Genomic DNA, 16224 nt, shown 5'->3' with positions numbered 1-16224 from the left:
CGAAATTTCTTTTTTTATATTAAATAATCGATGTTTCTCTTTCTTTTTCTTTAAAATTTACTTTATTTCGTCATTTGACAAATTGGCAGATATACAAAGGAGATACAATATATGGGTATGTGTTTTGTATTGGATACTATATATTGATTTTATGTGTTTGTTGTGATAGTTTAAGGGTATTACTAAAAATGCTAGATATCTAATGATAGATTTATATACGAAGTTTATTTTCATCAACTATTAGTATCAGCTCTACTTTTATATAAATGAAGGGGTTGTGTGTATGTCAGTAATGTTAAGTCAAAGTTTGCAGGTAGATATTGAAAAGCTGAATAAGGATATCGCGTTATTTCCGGAGGTTCATTCGATTACTCCAGATATGAAACTAACTCATAAAGGCGTTTCTCGACTTGTCATGCTTGACCGTTATACGTATAAAGATACAGAGAAAATTACGTTATCTGCTGGCGATTTCGTTGTTTTAACAATTAAAGAAGATCCTAAGTTTCCAGCAAGGGGATTAGGATTTATTCAAGAAATTGATCATATTTTAAATACAGCAAAAGTATTAGTGGAAGAGGATTATCGTGGAGTTCTAGAAGGAGAAGAGGCACAAACTGGGGTAATCGTTCGTTCATTAGATATTATTGAAAAACCGTTAGAAATATATTACGAGCAAATTGCAAAGCGAAATGCTACTGGACTTGCATCAGTAGAAAAAACGGAAGAAAAAAGACAAGAATGGTTCCAAAAGTTTTACAGTGAACTTGTTAACTTAAACTTCATTCCAGCAGGACGTGTATTATATGGTGCAGGAGCAGGTACAGACGTTACTTACTTTAACTGCTATGTAATGCCGTTTGTCCAGGATTCAAGAGAAGGTATTTCCGAGCACCGTAAACAGGTTATGGAAATCATGAGTCGTGGTGGCGGAGTTGGAACAAATGGATCGACTTTAAGACCTCGCAACACATTAGCAAAAGGCGTTAATGGTAAATCATCTGGTTCTGTTTCTTGGTTGGATGATATTGCGAAGCTAACGCATTTAGTAGAACAAGGCGGAAGCCGTCGTGGTGCTCAAATGATTATGCTAACTGACTGGCATCCGGACATTATTGAGTTCATTATTTCGAAAATGCAAAACCCCCGAATTTTACGTTTCTTGATTGAAAATACACAAGATGAAACGATTAAAAAGCATGCACAAGATAAATTGAAATTTACTCCGTTTACAGAACAAGAGCGTTCTATGTATCAAGGGATTCTAAATTATAAAAATATTCCCGGTCAAGGTGGTTTTAACGAGGGGATTTTCCGTGATGCAGAAGAAAAGCTATCAAGTGGCGGTACTTATACTGTTCATCAATCTGAATTTTTAACAGGGGCAAACATTTCTGTCTGCTTAACAAATGAATTTATGGAAGCAGTGGAAAAAGACGAAGATTATGAATTACGTTTCCCTGATGTAGAAAGTTATGATAAAGAACAAATGCAGCATTACAACGAAGAATGGCATAAAGTTGGCGATGTAAGAGAATGGCTGGCAGCTGGAAATAAAGTCCGTGTTTATCGCAAAATTAAAGCAAAAGAATTATGGAACTTAATTAATATTTGTGCAACATATTCTGCGGAACCAGGAATTTTCTTTATTGATAATGCGAATGAAATGACAAATGCAACTAGCTATGGTCAAAAAGTTGTGGCGACAAACCCATGTGGAGAGCAGCCATTAGCACCATTTAGCGTATGTAATTTAGCTGCTGTTAATCTTGCAGAAATGGCAGATAAGGAAAAGAAAACAGTTAACTTTGAAAAACTAAAGAAAACAGTAGAAGTTGGCATAAGAATGCAAGATAACGTAATCGATGCGACACCTTATTTCCTGGAAGAAAATAAGAAACAAGCTCTTGGGGAACGTCGTGTAGGTCTTGGGGTAATGGGACTTCATGATTTACTAATTTACTGTGAAACAGAATACGGCAGTGAAGAAGGCAATGTTTTAGTAGACAAAGTGTTTGAAACGATTGCTACTACTGCTTATAGAGCATCGATTGAGTTAGCAAAAGAGAAAGGTAGCTTCCCATTCTTGAAGGCTGAGACAAGAGAAGATGAAGCGAAACTACGTAACGCCTTTATCCATACGGGCTACATGAGAAAAATGCCTGAAGACATTAGAGAGGATATTCTTCAATATGGTATCCGCAATTCTCATTTATTAACAGTCGCTCCAACAGGAAGTACAGGAACGATGGTTGGTGTATCAACTGGTCTTGAACCATATTTTTCCTTCTCTTATTTCAGAAGTGGAAGACTAGGAAAATTCATCGAAGTGAAAGCAGATATTGTGCAAGAATATTTAGATGCACACCCAGAAGCAGATCCAAATAATCTTCCAAAGTGGTTCGTTGCTGCAATGGATTTAGCTCCAGAAGCACATGCTGATGTTCAATGTATCATTCAAAGATGGATTGATAGTTCGATTAGTAAAACGGTAAATGCACCAAAAGGATACAGTGTAGAACAAGTTCAAAAAGTATATGAAAGATTATATCGTGGTGGAGCTAAAGGCGGTACCGTTTATGTAGATGGCTCACGCGATAGTCAAGTATTAACCTTAAAAGCGGAAGAAAACACATTTGAAGAAGCTCAACCACAAAAACGTGAAGAACCACATGTAGTTCTTGTAGATACTATCAATGAATTGAAATCAACGAATGTAACGATTGGATCAGAAATTGGTGATACATGTCCTGTATGTCGCAAAGGTGTTGTCGAAGAAATCGGTGGCTGTAACACTTGTACGAATTGTAACACGCAATTAAAGTGTGGTTTGTGATTCGTTAATAGAGATAGAAGTGTTGCTTTAAAATCAAGTTTTATGGAAAAAATCCTCTTTGGTTCCTTTACTAAAGAGGATTTTTGTATTTCTGGAAAATGGAAAGGTGTTTGCAAGAATGTTTAAATGCAAACGTTCATCATCAATAGAAAAAAAGCTGGAGAAAGGTATTGGACTGTATTTACCGATTGACTTTTTCTACAAGTCTCTTTAGAATAAATGTTGTACTTTTAAAATATAAGGAGGATTATTAAAAATGATACCTAGACTATGGACCCTAACTTTGAACCAGTAATTGAATACGGTCAAAGACTCTGTTTGTATACACAGAGTAAACGGGATAAGTCTGTCCTTTTTAATAATCTTCTTTTAATTATATTTATCTTCTTTGAAGAAAGGGATTATTCTGCTTTTCTTCATTTTTGTGTAATTTTCTTCGCTAAGAGAGAAGCTTATATGGTGACATTTACCTTCGTGCTTCTACTTTAATTAAGATGGGCAATTCCCTTTACTCTAAATCACAGACATGGTGTCTGTGATTTTTTGTTTTATCTAAATGTAGATGGAGGGGTTTCAAATGTGTATGTTACTTTTTTATTGATACGAGCTTAGTCCAGAAGCTCGTATCGATCCTTGCTATCGATACGAAATGATAAAATTTCGGGAGGTAGCAAATATGGAAAAAATCTGTTTTGAATTAGAAAATGTTGAATTAGCCTATTTAGATAAGGAAATCTTAAAGATCAACCGTTTAGCTATTCACCAATTTGACCGAATCGGGATTGTTGGTAAGAACGGTGTAGGAAAAAGTACACTATTGAAATTATTGGCAGGTAAGATACAACCCACAAAAGGGAGAGTGTCTCGTCATGTTGAATATGGATATTTTGAGCAGCTTGAAGCACCGACATCTCTTGGAGCCGATCCGGTATTACTTGGAAAATTAGATATCCCAAAAGATGCGGTTCAGTTAAGTGGTGGAGAGCAGACAAGGATGAAGCTTGCTCAGTTGTTTACCAATTATTACGAAGGATTGCTAATTGATGAGCCGACCACACATTTGGATCAAGAGGGTATTTCCTTTTTTTTAGAGGAACTTCGTTATTATTATGGAGCGCTAGTATTAATTAGTCATGATCGTAGAGTGCTAGACGAATTAGTAACGACAATCTGGGAAATTCATGAAGGCAAGGTCCAGGTTTATTCAGGAAATTATAGTGAATACGTGGTCCAAAAGCAGTTAGAACGTGAGCAACAACAGCAAGCTCATGAACAATTCGTAAAAGAAAAGAGCAGGCTTGAAAAAGCAGCACAAGAAAAAATGAAAAAAGCACAAAAGGTTGCTCAAGCAGGGAGGATGTCAAAAAGGGAAGCGAGTGCCTTACCGAACAAGTCGTTTATGACAAAGTCCAAAGGTACGAGTGCAAAAGCAATGCAGCGTGCAGCTAAAGCTATTGAGAATCGAATGGAAAAACTTCAAGAAGTCGAAGCTGTAAGTGAAAATAGACCAATTGTTTTCCGTCAAACGAAAGCTACAGAATTGCATAACAAGTTCCCGATTATGGCTGACCGCTTTACACTTCAAGTTGAGAATAAAGTATTAGTAAAAGATGTTAGCTTTCAGCTACCGCTTGGGAAAAAAATTGCGATTACAGGCAAAAATGGCAGTGGAAAAAGTACATTGCTAGATCATATTGCGAATAAAGGTAATGACCTGATAATTTCTCCAAAAGCAAAAATAGGATATTTCAAGCAAATGAGTTATCAATTCACTAATAATGAAACAGTTCTGCATTTCGTAAAAAATCGTTCAGGATATGATGAAACATTTTTACGAAGTGTTTTGCACTTAATGCAGTTTGTTGGTACAGATTTACAAAAAAGTGTAAAGTCACTAAGTGGTGGCGAAGCTATTCGCCTTCAACTTTGTCTGCTATTCTTAGGAGAATATAATATTTTATTGTTAGATGAACCAACTAATTTCTTAGATATCTATGCCATTGAAGCATTAGAAACCTTTATTACGGGATATGAAGGCACCATACTTTTTGTTTCACATGATCAACAATGTATAAAAAATGTAGCAGACTTGCAATTGAATATTCATAAGAAAAAATTGATACAAAAATGAGTGGGAAAATTAGCCGTTAGAATTCGGCGGTTTTTTATTCCGCTCTTAACGGACAGACCCGACCGAAAGTTGCGGAAAATCGATAAAGCTCCCGTAAAAGTCGAGTCAGTGCAACTAAACAGCAGTGGGGGATGAAGGAAAATCCCCACTGATGGAAGTTTCACTTTATTTTTTTGGTGAAATATGGGTTAACGAGGTGATTTTAACCTTATTATATAGCTACGATATTTATAAAAAAGATGAGGAGAAACACCTTTTGGATTTGATTATTGCAAACGGGCTCTATTCTTGAAAATAAAAAGAAAATAATAGAAAATAAATTACAGGCTCTAAAATATCCATGTTAGTTAAGATACTGTTGATAAGGCATACTACCAAAACAACGGATTTTTTGAAGTGCTTAGCTATTAGGTTTAATGAAAATACCCGCACATAACTTGATAATGGAGTGGAATAAATGAAACAAATTTCAATTTTAATTGCTGATGATGAGGAGGAGATAGCTGATCTAGTCGCAATTCATCTAGAAAAGGAAGGATATAATGTCATTAAAGTACATGATGGCCAAGAAGTTATACATGTTACCCAGGCTCAATCAATTGATTTGCTGATTTTGGATATTATGATGCCGAAAATGGATGGATATGAAGTAACCCGTCAGATTCGAGAACAATATAATATGCCTATTATTTTTTTGAGTGCAAGAACCTCTGATTTCGATAAGGTACATGGACTAGTGATTGGGGCAGATGATTATATGACTAAACCATTTACGCCAATCGAATTGGTTGCACGTGTGAATGCGCAATTGCGGCGCTTTATGAAGTTGAATCAACCCAAAGTAGCGGATAAGAAAACTATTTTGGAATTTGGTGAAATAGTGATCTCTCCTGATCAACGTACAGTTTTGCTATATGGTGAAACAGTCGAGCTAACGCCAAAAGAGTTTGACATTCTGTATTTATTAGCTAGTCATCCAAAGAAAGTTTATAGTGTAGAAAATATTTTTCAGATAGTGTGGGGGGATGCATACTTTGAAGGGGCTAATACGGTAATGGTACATATTCGCACCCTAAGGAAAAAACTTGGAGAAGATAAGCGGAAAAACAAGCTAATCAAAACCGTTTGGGGAGTGGGGTATACATTCAATGGCTAAATTTATACGCAGTTTTCGCGCTAAAATAATCGTATTATTTGGTCTAAGTATGCTTCTCGGTGGTATAATAACTTACTTATTCTTTAAAGGACTACAGCTTTATTATCATGCAACTGTTCGTCGAGGTGACCCGTTAGCTGAACTTCGTCAATTCATAGGCAGTATCGGAGACTTTAACTTCTTTTTTATACTATTTATTTCCCTTTCGTTCGTGTTTTTCTTTTTACTTACTAAGCCCTATTCTACCTATTTTAATGAATTATCAAATGGAATTACTTATCTTGCTCGTGGCAACTTTAAACATCGAGTTTATATCCATTCAAATGATGAATTTGGAGATATTGCCCAAGCAATTAATCTGGCAAGTGAAAAATTAGAAGAAGCCATACAAAGAGGCGATTTTTCAGAAAACAGTAAGGAGCAATTAGTTGTAAATTTAGCCCATGATTTGCGGACTCCACTAACTTCTGTTTTAGGTTATTTAGATTTAATCCTTAAAGATGAGAAGTTGACTAAAGAACAAGTCAGGCATTTTTTAACGATTGCCTTTACTAAATCGCAGCGGTTAGAAAGACTGATTGATGAATTATTTGAAATAACTAGAATGAACTATGGCATGTTACCAGTTGAAAAAAGGCAAATTAATTTAAGTGACCTACTTCTCCAATTAAAAGAAGAATTGTATCCTGTTTTTGAGAAAAATGATTTGATCGCTCGAATGAATATTTTACCCCATTTACCTATTTTGGGTGACGGGGAGATGTTAGCTCGTGTGTTTGAAAATCTTTTAACCAATGCCAATCGTTATGGATACGATGGTCAGTTTGTAGATATAAACGGGTTTGTTGATGGAGAAGAAGTGGTTGTTCAAGTTGTAAATTATGGAGATAGTATTCCAGCGGATGAACTTCCCTATCTTTTTGATATGTTTTATACCGGTGATAAAGCACGTACTCACCAGGAAGATAGCACAGGTCTTGGTTTATTCATTGCAAAGAATATTGTGGAGCAACATAATGGAACGATTACAGCTGAAAGTAGTTTAATACGGACTGTATTTGAAGTTCGTTTACCGCAAGAAAGTGTTCCAATTGACCAAGTTTAAATCTTTCATAAAGGATTTAAGAAAAATTTAAATTTTACCCTACTCTTTATTTAAAAAGTTTTTCCTATTCTAGAAGAGAATAGGAGGAACGTGAAATGAAGAAGTGGGGTTTTTTATTGTTGTTAGTAATATGTCTGAGTTTTGTATTTGTCAATAAAGAATGGTCTATTCAAAATAAAGTTGAAGTTGAAGGAAATGAAAAAAATAACATTGATCCTATAGATAATAGCGAGACTTCTGAAGGTTTCCAAACGATAGCGATTACGAAAGAACAGATCTTTCAAGGAAATTTACTTTTGGTTAATAGTGAAAATCCGGTTCACCAAGAGAGTATAAAATCAGATGTTGTAAATTTATTTATGCATAGAGAATTAACAACTGGTTACGGGTTGCTTGATAACGAAATTAAATTGTCAAAGGATGTTGCCCGTAAATTTTCGGTAATGATAGCTGCTGCTGAAAAAGAGGGGGTTCGCCATTTCTTAATTAATAGTGGCTTTCGAGACTTCGATGAGCAAAATGTGCTTTATCAAGAAATGGGCTCTGACTATGCTTTGCCTGCAGGCTATAGCGAACACAATTTAGGTTTATCACTTGATGTGGGATCAACTCTAACGAAGATGGAGGTAGCACCTGAAGGTCAGTGGTTAGAAGATAATGCTTGGAAATATGGCTTTATTTTACGCTATCCAAAGGATAAAACAGAAGTTACTGGAATTCAATATGAACCTTGGCATATTCGCTATGTTGGATTGCCGCATAGTGCGATTATGGAGGAAAAGAATTTTGCTTTGGAAGAATATTTGGATTACTTAAAAGAAGAAAAAAAACTTTCTACGAGTGTAAACGGAGAAAAATATGAGATCTTTTATTATCCTGTTAAAAAAAATACTGATGTTCTTGTGCCGGACAATCTTCGTTATGAGATATCAGGCAACAACGTGGATGGTGTAATTGTCACAGTACTTCCTGAATCAACAAATACTAACTTAAAAAGGGAAAGGATGGAAAAATGAGTAAATCGAAAATAATGCATAGAATTATCGTACTAGCACTTTTTATCTTTTATATATGCGAATTCACTAGTGTTGCGTAAATAGTGTCATAATTTTCAGTTTAATTGTTTACTCTACTTAGAGCCAAAAAAGTAATTACCTTTCTAAAGGCGGCTCCTGTCCATTTGGAAATTTATTTACAATTAGACCTGTGCAACGACAACAATTTGTTGATTAAGGGATGGCTTTTCCTTCAATTTTGCGAAGCCAGACATGTGCTGGTTTCCACAATGCTGCCCTTAAATAACGGCTAATTTGCAAGGTTTTCCGCTTACTTTTTGTTTCGAGTTGTACCAGAACATGAAGACAAAAAACAATAAGTGCGATAAACACTTGATTTTGAATCGCCCATTCACTTTGACCGTAGAATTTCTTGATATTGAGATGTTGTTTAATCCATTTAAAAAACAGCTCAATTGCCCATCGTGATTTATACATTTCCGATATTTCTTCGGCGCTTAAGTCAAAACGATTTGTGATTAAATGAAGTTCATTACCTTTTGAATCTATTATTTTTAGAAGTCGAAAATAGTTTTCAGCTCGGTTTTGAGTTGTACCAATCAACACCATTTGATCCGACAAAACAGATGAATCCTTGGGTAGTTTAAAATCATAAACCTCCCGTACGACTGCGTTTTTTCGTAGCCTAGAAAGAAAAAAGTAGCCTTCATCGGTCATGCGATCAAAACGCTCGTAGTCTAGATAACCTCGGTCAAACACATACATGCATTCTTTATCGTCAACCATAATCTCAAGTTGACCACGATCGTGTTCGCTTGCCGTTGTCATCACGGCTTTTTCGGGATAGGATTCTCCCTTTTCCATAAATACAAGGCGTAAGTGTAACTTTACGCCTGCCTTAGTTTTGCGGAACTTCGCCCATTTATGATTGGTCAAATTTAGTGGCAAAGTACTTGAATCAATAATTTTTAACGGCATGACAAGTTTTGTGTAGTGTGTTTTGGCGTGAATTTGTCCGACTAAATCAAGGAAAAGTCTTTGAAACAAATCTGGATTTAGACCATTTAAACGGCGCGAGAGCTGAGAAATGCTTATAGAATCAAGGTCGATTTCCTTTTGAAGATGATCATCAAAAAGGCAATCACTTAACGCATGAAGACTTTCAACTTCTTCTAATTGTGCAAAAAGTAATAGTTTTAGGAATGATTCTGTCGTTAACTTTTTCGTATAGCAATCTAATTTCAATGTTTTCACCTGTTCTTCAAATAATTGAAGATTAATTGGCGAAAACCATTGTCCAAATGAAGTTTTTCGTGTAATCTTGTCCATGAGATTTGTCCTTTTTTAGTGGATTTGGACGGGTTACCACCTGACTTATCCATTATAAAGGACTTTTTCTATGCATAAAATAATAAAAGTGAACATTTCGAGTATTTTTAATAGTGAAATTAAATTAATGCAACACTAGTGATGCGAATTATTTAAAATCATTCTATTTAAGTTCCGTTGGAGAGATACGACCTTCCTCATGTCTCAACTTCAGAGGAATCTTGGGAACCCTGATAATCTCGTGTACCAATTGCAAAGAGGCAATTTCATCCCATTAAAAACAGTATCTATTAATATTCAGAGTCTATCGGGCTGGCATGATTTAAGTAATTTTGTTGGAAATATTGCAGCGTTCATCCCTTTTGGAATATTTCTTGTATTATTGTCTAAAAAAAGGGGGATATCATTCAGAGGTGTATTAGGCCAATCCTTTATTTTAAGTTTATCCTTGGAATGTCTACAGGTCGTTTTTTCACTCGGAATTTTTGATGTAGATGATCTACTATTAAATACCTCTGGGGGATTAATTGGCTTTGGTGCGATCAAGCTTTATCGTAAATTTACAGTTAATACATCAGGCGTTGAACAAGATGGAGATATGGTTGAAAAACAGAAGATTTAGAATATCGAGAAAGAAGAACTGTACCGTTATTTAGCAAAATGGGAAGGGGATGCGGTGAATTAGGTAATAGTGTTAAATCAGCTAACAGAAGCTCCAAAGTAATTCCCAAAGTGGCATTATTGATGAAGTTTTCGCCTGGAAAAATTATCGATTTTTAAATGACTACTAAACAATACTTTACAAAGAAAGATCCAATTTGATCAAATCGAATAAAAAAGGTACGGAAGAAGGCTGTGCAAACTAATCTGCACAGCCTTCTATATATTGAAAATGTTAGTATCTATTTTCTGAAAGTTGGTCTCAATAATAACCGTAAGGCGGGATGCCATACCCATATCCGTATGGTGGATAACCATATCCTCCATATAGTGCTGGACCAAGTAAAGCACCAGTAGCAAATCCACCAAGTAGACCTAAACCAAGTCCTAAGCCAGCACCGCCAAATCCAAAACCTGGTCTTCCAAAACCAAACCCCGGTCTGCCGATTCCAAAGCCCGGACGTATTCTTCTCACATCATTTGCATAAATGAAATGATTCTGCATAAAATCTCCTCCTCTTTTTCTAACTAACTTCTAGCACTATCACCATTTCAAACATTATCTTTAGTTTGTGAACAAACAAAGTGCGTGCACTTTCATCTTTCGGGATAGTGTATGTGTCTATTTCCTTTTTTGCTTGATATAAACGCCTATCTCTACTTACAACAATCTTTCTATTGTGTTTTCTACTGAATGAACGGAAATGTGTGAACATTTAACTTGTCTGTTGTACTATTTTCCCCTTCGAAATACTAAATTTGAGTATAGAGATGGAGAATTCCTTACATTTGTCTTCAATTGTCTTAGTTGGTTGTTAAAAGGAGGGAAAAGTATGTATATTGATGGAGTCTTTTCCGGTGGAGGAATTAAGGGGTTAGCATTAGTAGGGGCATATGAAGTCGTAGAGCAGCGAGGTTTTCATTTTGCTAGACTGGCAGGAACGAGCGCTGGATCCATTGTTGCAGCTTTAATTGCCGCAGGATATAAGAGTAAAGAAATAGCTAATTTATTGGAGGAACTGGATTTAAGCACTTTTTTAGATGAAAGAAAATTGCTCATTCCCTTTCCACTCGCGAAATGGTTTTTTCTATATTGGAAGTTGGGATTATATAAAGGAGAGGAATTAGAAAAGTGGATAGCAGATAAATTAGCCGCAAAAGGATTAAGAACATTTGCAGATATACCTCCGCAATCATTACGTTTCATTGCGTCAGATATTACAAATGGAGTATTAATGATTCTGCCAGATGACTTGCTTAAATACGGAATCAACCCTCAAACCTTTTCCATTGCAAAGGCGGTTAGAATGAGCTGTAGTCTTCCTTATTTTTTTGAACCTGTAGTAATTGGGAGTAAGTCAAATAAAAATGTGATTGTGGATGGAGGTGTGCTCAGTAATTTCCCGATGTGGCTATTCGATCAAGAGAACGTTCTGAAAACAAGGCCCGTTTTAGGAATTAAATTAAGCCATAATATCAAAGAGCATCCAAAACATAAAATTCATAATGCAATCGATTTATTTGCAGCGATGTTTGAAACGATGAAAGATGCTCATGATTCTAGATATATTTCCCGAAAACATGAAAAAAATATTATCTTTGTACCAACAGAAGGAGTAGTGGCGACAGAATTTTCCTTAACGAAAGAAAATCAAGAAAAGCTTATTCAATTAGGAAGAGATTGTGCGATAAAGTTTTTTAAAACATGGACTTATTGATAAAGTGAAACTAACCATCTAGTGGGGGGAGTCCTTCTTTTTTCCTTTCTCCTCTGCATTTTGGTTTTCATTCACTTGGTGAACGCCACTTTTTCGTTTGTTTCTCTGCATTTTGGTTTTCATTCACTTGGTGAACGCCACTTTTTCGTTTGTTTCTCTGCATTTTGGTTTTCATTCACTTGATGAACGCCGCTTTTTCGTTTGTTCCTCTACATTTTGGTTTTCATTCGCTTGATGAACGCCACTTTTTCGTTTGTTCCTCTACATTTTGGTTTTCATTCGCTTGATGAACGCCACTTTTTCGTTTGTTCCTCTGCATTTTGGCGTTCATTCGCTTGATGAACGCCACTTTTTCGTTTGTTCCTCTGCATTTTGGCGTTCATTCGCTTGATGAACACCACTTTTCCCCTTCAACCCCCCTGAAGGTTAGTTGAACCAATTGGACTTTTTACGAATAGTTGATCTCAAGTGATCTTCCTCGAATTCTCAAAAGTTTGAGACTGAGTTTTACTGTTAGTTAAGGTGGGATAAATGCACTTTTAGAGGAGTATAGAAGTAATGCATTCCAAGAGAGAATTAATTTATAAGGCTGTTTTCGTAAAGTTTGTTGCTCCATTTTTCCAACTAATTCTTTTTTTCGATTGAAAAACAACAATCCTTTAGAAAACAGCCATTTATAAAAAAAGAATCGAGCTCTTTATAAAGAGGCTCGATTCTTTCTTTTGCTCTTCTTCCCCTCAATAACAGTCAAATGAGCTGTACTTTTGCTTCGTTTATGCTTATTGGCTTTTAAGGAAGAGGATTTGGTTGAGTGCTGTTGTGCTATTGGTGATTTTTCTCTAGTTTGTAGTCGCTTTTTTGATTGCTTTGCAGCTTTTAGAAAAGCTCTTTGTTCTCTTTTTTGCGGACTAGATGTACTGAAATGGCGATAAATGAACCAGATAATGGCACCGACAGCAAACATGACAGCAATGTTTAGAAAAAATCCTGTTGGATTTTTAATTAAATTTACAGCTAGGCCAATGAAAGCAAAGAAAATGATACTTCCAAATATAATAATTGAAAATCGGTTCTTCAAAAAAGCCACCTCCCTAAAAGCATGATGAGCATTTTTTCTAACTTTTAAACTATTATTAAGAAAAGTTTATTCAAAAAAGGCTAAATTGTTCACATGAAAAAGTTTTCAGAAAAAGATTTTTAACAAAAAAATAGTATGTGTAGGTCAATCTTGTATTTATATTGAATCTATTTCCCTTTATTATCCATCATACCCTTTTTATTTGCTCATTCAACCATTGCTTTTGATAATTGTGCTTCTGTTTCTTCTTCACGCCTTTTTAATTCATTAAAGGAAAGGATTGCTACTTCTACTTGCTCATTACTCGGTTCTTTTGTTGTTAATAATTGCAGCCAAAGTCCTGGTAATCCAAGGTATTTTAATACAGGAACGTCTCTTAATTTATTGGTGATCTGAAGTACTTCAAAAGAAATGCCAATAACGAAAGGAATTAAGGCAATTCGGATTAATACTCTTTCAAACAGATTCTCTGGATAGAAGAATAAATAAAGGAATAGTCCGACAATTACCGTAAAAAGAATAAAACTTGATCCGCAGCGATAATGTAATCTTGATGCTGCTTGGACATTTTCAATCGTTAATTCTTTTCCATTTTCATATGCATTGATTACCTTATGTTCGGCGCCATGATATTGAAATACTCTCTTTATAATAGGTGTTAGTGAAACAAAGTAAATGTATCCAAGTAAAAGGATAAGCTTAAAAAAGCTTTCTAGTAGGATTTGAGCAACATGACCAGAAATAATCGGCATAAACATAGCCGCTAGAAAGGTCGGAATAAGCGTAAAGATGAATTTTCCAAATAGAAAGGAAAGCACTCCTAGAACTGCTACTCCTAAAATCATGGATAGTTTAGATGGTTCTTGTTCTTCCAATTTATAATCTTCTGAAGGGTCAAGATCAAATCGATCTGTTGAAAAATTTAAATGTTTTGTTCCGTTCCCACTTGATTCGATTATGGCAATAAGACCTCTTAAGAATGGGATTTTCTTAAATTTTGCTAGCTTTGTATTATATTTTCTTGGAAGATGAAAATAATCAACCGACTGATCTTTTCGTCTTATAGCTGTTACATAATGATGTTTACCTCCAAACATAACACCTTCTACAACAGCCTGACCTCCGTATAATGGTTTTTGTTCACTTGACATGTATAATTACACCAACCTCAGGATAAATTAGGTGAACACAACGGGCTTCTATATAATGAAGAATATTTATGGTTGTAATTTCCCCTAATACTATCTTACTAAAAAATTCAAAAAACCACTAGCGTGACATCACATCCTATCTTAATCCTTCCTTTTAATTAATCATAAATAAGAATAATGCAAGGAAAGAAAAGGAATGGGACATACTACTAGTCGGAGGTGGATATTATGGAGAACAAACAACAATCACACGATGAAAAAGATAGACCGATGTCTTTTATTGCCTTAGTTATTTGGACAGGGATGTTTGGCGGTATTTTTTGGTCTTTAATTGGTTACGTTGGGTATGTTTTTAATTTTACGGAAATACGTCCTAATATTATTTTAGAACCTTGGGCTATAGGAAGTTGGAAATATGGTTGGCTTGGAACAGTGATCAGTATTATCGCAATTGGTTTTTTCTCCACTGGTGCGGCTTTTGCTTATTATTTAATGCTTAGAAAATTTAAGACCGTTTATATTGGGATGGGGTTTGGAATTGCATTATTTGCTTGTGTATTTATTGTTTTAAATCCAATTTTTCCAAGTATGGCGCCTTTCTTAGAGTTGAAAAGAGATACGATTATCACATCTGTATGTTTATACATTTTATATGGAGTTTTTGTTGGATATACAATTTCCTATGAAGAAAATGAAATTCAAATAAAAAAATGGAAAGAAACTAAGCCAGCTACGACTTTAACAGGTAATGAAGGAGAATAAAAAGTTTTCTTCCTGTTAATTACTCATAGCTAATTAGGGAGTCTAATATCTTTGTTTACATGCTATTTTGTCTGTATTTCAAGCGTATTTATGATAAAATGATTTACATGAGTGTACTTTTTCATCATTCAGATTATTACCTTATCTAGAAGTTGTTAAGGCTTTAAGAAGAACTGTGCCTCTAGGAATGCGTATAAAGTGAGGGAGAGGATTTAAATGGAGAAACTTAAAAGAGTAAGAGAAGCACTAACAGAAGTTGGGGCAGATGGTATTTTAATAACTAGCACTTATAACAGACGCTATGTTAGCAACTTTACAGGTTCTTCAGGAGCTGTCTTAATTAGTGGGGAAAAGGCTTTATTTATAACAGATTTTCGCTATGTAGAGCAGGCGGGAAATCAATGTATTGGATTTGATATCGTTCAGCATAAAGGGGCAATTCTTCAAGAAGTAGCTAATCAAGCAGAGAAACTAGGGATAAAGAACTTAGCATTCGAACAAGATTACACTACATTTACGCAGTATAAGGAGCTAGAAACGGTAGTAAAAGGAGAATTAGTGCCAGTTTCGGGGATAATTGAAAAGTTACGCTTGATTAAGACAAATGAAGAGATTAAGATATTAAAGGAAGCTGCTAAGATTGCTGATGCTGCTTTTACTCATATCCTTGATTTTATCAAGATTGGGAAAACAGAATTGGAAGTTTCGAATGAATTAGAGTTTTTTATGAGAAAATTAGGCGCCACTTCATCTTCTTTTGATACTATTGTTGCATCAGGAAAAAGATCTGCCTTGCCACATGGTGTTGCATCCGATAAAGTGATTGAAGCTGGTGATTTCATTACATTGGATTATGGTGCGTATTATAATGGATATGTATCTGATATTACGAGAACAATTGCGATCGGTAACCCAGATGAGAAATTAAAAGAAATATATGATATCGTCTTAACTGCTCAACTGAAGGGTATGGAAGGCATTAAACCAGGAATTACCGGTGTCGAAGCAGATGCACTTACTCGTGATTACATAACTGAAAAAGGGTATGGAGAGTATTTTGGACATACAACAGGCCACGGAATAGGATTAGAAGTCCATGAAGGACCAAATTTATCCTTCCGTAATAATGCTCCGCTAGAACCAGGTATGGTAGTAACAGTAGAACCAGGTATTTATATTCCAGGTCTTGGTGGAGTGCGTATTGAAGATGATACAATAATAACAAAAGATCATAATGAAGCTTTAACCCATTCAACGAAAGAACTGATTATTTTATAGGAGG

Annotated in this window: 14 protein-coding genes; 9 read left to right on the top strand and 5 right to left on the bottom strand. The window is 35.3% G+C overall.

From position 1 onward, the window contains the following. The first annotated feature begins 283 nt into the window (after nucleotides 1-283). The 5 genes from NKG37_RS23170 to vanY all read left to right on the top strand — a co-directional run bounded on the left by NKG37_RS23170 (nucleotide 284) and on the right by vanY (nucleotide 8244). The gene (locus NKG37_RS23170) at nucleotides 284-2836 is read left to right on the top strand and encodes a vitamin B12-dependent ribonucleotide reductase (protein WP_254415395.1); all 2553 of its coding nucleotides are present in this window, start codon (nucleotides 284-286) and stop codon (nucleotides 2834-2836) included. A 676-nt stretch (nucleotides 2837-3512) separates the two neighbouring features. After that, the gene (locus NKG37_RS23165) at nucleotides 3513-4967 is read left to right on the top strand and encodes an Msr family ABC-F type ribosomal protection protein (RefSeq protein ID WP_254415394.1); all 1455 of its coding nucleotides are present in this window, start codon (nucleotides 3513-3515) and stop codon (nucleotides 4965-4967) included. Nucleotides 4968-5424: 457 nt separating this feature from the next. Further along, nucleotides 5425-6123: a vancomycin resistance response regulator transcription factor, VanR-F/VanR-M family gene (gene vanR, locus NKG37_RS23160; RefSeq protein WP_016204904.1), complete on the top strand. Its 699-nt coding sequence runs from the start codon at nucleotides 5425-5427 to the stop codon at nucleotides 6121-6123. Next, nucleotides 6116-7228, top strand: a complete 1113-nt coding sequence (locus NKG37_RS23155; RefSeq protein WP_169188821.1) for a HAMP domain-containing sensor histidine kinase — start codon at nucleotides 6116-6118, stop codon at nucleotides 7226-7228. The genes vanR and NKG37_RS23155 overlap by 8 nt, the downstream gene beginning before the upstream one ends. Nucleotides 7229-7323: 95 nt before the next feature. Next, nucleotides 7324-8244, top strand: a complete 921-nt coding sequence (vanY, locus tag NKG37_RS23150) for a VanY-A/VanY-F/VanY-M family D-Ala-D-Ala carboxypeptidase (RefSeq protein WP_254415393.1) — start codon at nucleotides 7324-7326, stop codon at nucleotides 8242-8244. A gap of 213 nt (nucleotides 8245-8457) precedes the next feature. Here vanY and NKG37_RS23145 read toward each other — a convergent pair whose 3' ends face one another. Next, the gene (locus tag NKG37_RS23145; RefSeq protein WP_169188410.1) at nucleotides 8458-9573 is read right to left on the bottom strand and encodes an IS4 family transposase; all 1116 of its coding nucleotides are present in this window, start codon (nucleotides 9571-9573) and stop codon (nucleotides 8458-8460) included. Between the two features lie 241 nt (nucleotides 9574-9814). Here NKG37_RS23145 and NKG37_RS23140 point away from each other — a divergent pair, with 241 nt between their 5' ends. After that, nucleotides 9815-10195 (top strand): VanZ family protein, encoded by a 381-nt coding sequence (locus NKG37_RS23140; RefSeq protein WP_254415392.1) that lies wholly within the window; start codon nucleotides 9815-9817, stop codon nucleotides 10193-10195. A 300-nt stretch (nucleotides 10196-10495) separates the two neighbouring features. Here NKG37_RS23140 and NKG37_RS23135 read toward each other — a convergent pair whose 3' ends face one another. Next, entirely contained in the window at nucleotides 10496-10738 is a 243-nt protein-coding gene (locus NKG37_RS23135) for a hypothetical protein (RefSeq protein WP_016204907.1), read from the bottom strand. A 328-nt stretch (nucleotides 10739-11066) separates the two neighbouring features. Between NKG37_RS23135 and NKG37_RS23130 the strand changes: the two genes are divergently transcribed. After that, nucleotides 11067-11951, top strand: a complete 885-nt coding sequence (locus NKG37_RS23130; protein ID WP_169188820.1) for a patatin-like phospholipase family protein — start codon at nucleotides 11067-11069, stop codon at nucleotides 11949-11951. 275 nt (nucleotides 11952-12226) lie between these two features. Here the strand turns inward: NKG37_RS23130 and NKG37_RS26215 are convergent, their stop codons facing one another. The 3 genes from NKG37_RS26215 to NKG37_RS23120 all read right to left on the bottom strand — a co-directional run bounded on the left by NKG37_RS26215 (nucleotide 12227) and on the right by NKG37_RS23120 (nucleotide 14180). After that, nucleotides 12227-12349: a hypothetical protein gene (locus tag NKG37_RS26215; RefSeq protein ID WP_263479764.1), complete on the bottom strand. Its 123-nt coding sequence runs from the start codon at nucleotides 12347-12349 to the stop codon at nucleotides 12227-12229. Nucleotides 12350-12648: 299 nt separating this feature from the next. Then, nucleotides 12649-13029 (bottom strand): SA1362 family protein, encoded by a 381-nt coding sequence (locus NKG37_RS23125; protein ID WP_016204909.1) that lies wholly within the window; start codon nucleotides 13027-13029, stop codon nucleotides 12649-12651. Between the two features lie 206 nt (nucleotides 13030-13235). Continuing rightward, on the bottom strand, nucleotides 13236-14180 hold the full coding sequence (locus NKG37_RS23120; RefSeq protein ID WP_254415391.1) for a DUF1385 domain-containing protein: 945 nt from the start codon (nucleotides 14178-14180) through the stop codon (nucleotides 13236-13238). 228 nt (nucleotides 14181-14408) lie between these two features. Between NKG37_RS23120 and NKG37_RS23115 the strand changes: the two genes are divergently transcribed. Beyond that, complete coding sequence (locus NKG37_RS23115) at nucleotides 14409-14942, top strand: YqhR family membrane protein (RefSeq protein ID WP_205835627.1); 534 nt, start codon at nucleotides 14409-14411, stop codon at nucleotides 14940-14942. 216 nt (nucleotides 14943-15158) lie between these two features. Beyond that, nucleotides 15159-16220, top strand: a complete 1062-nt coding sequence (locus tag NKG37_RS23110) for a M24 family metallopeptidase (RefSeq protein WP_016204912.1) — start codon at nucleotides 15159-15161, stop codon at nucleotides 16218-16220. The last annotated feature ends 4 nt before the right edge of the window (nucleotides 16221-16224 follow it).

The sequence above is a fragment of the Niallia sp. RD1 genome (genome assembly GCF_024219955.1).
Classification (GTDB): domain Bacteria; phylum Bacillota; class Bacilli; order Bacillales; family Cytobacillaceae; genus Niallia; species Niallia alba.
Note: the sequence above shows the minus strand (reverse complement) of the source record. Positions and strands in the feature narration are given on the sequence as shown.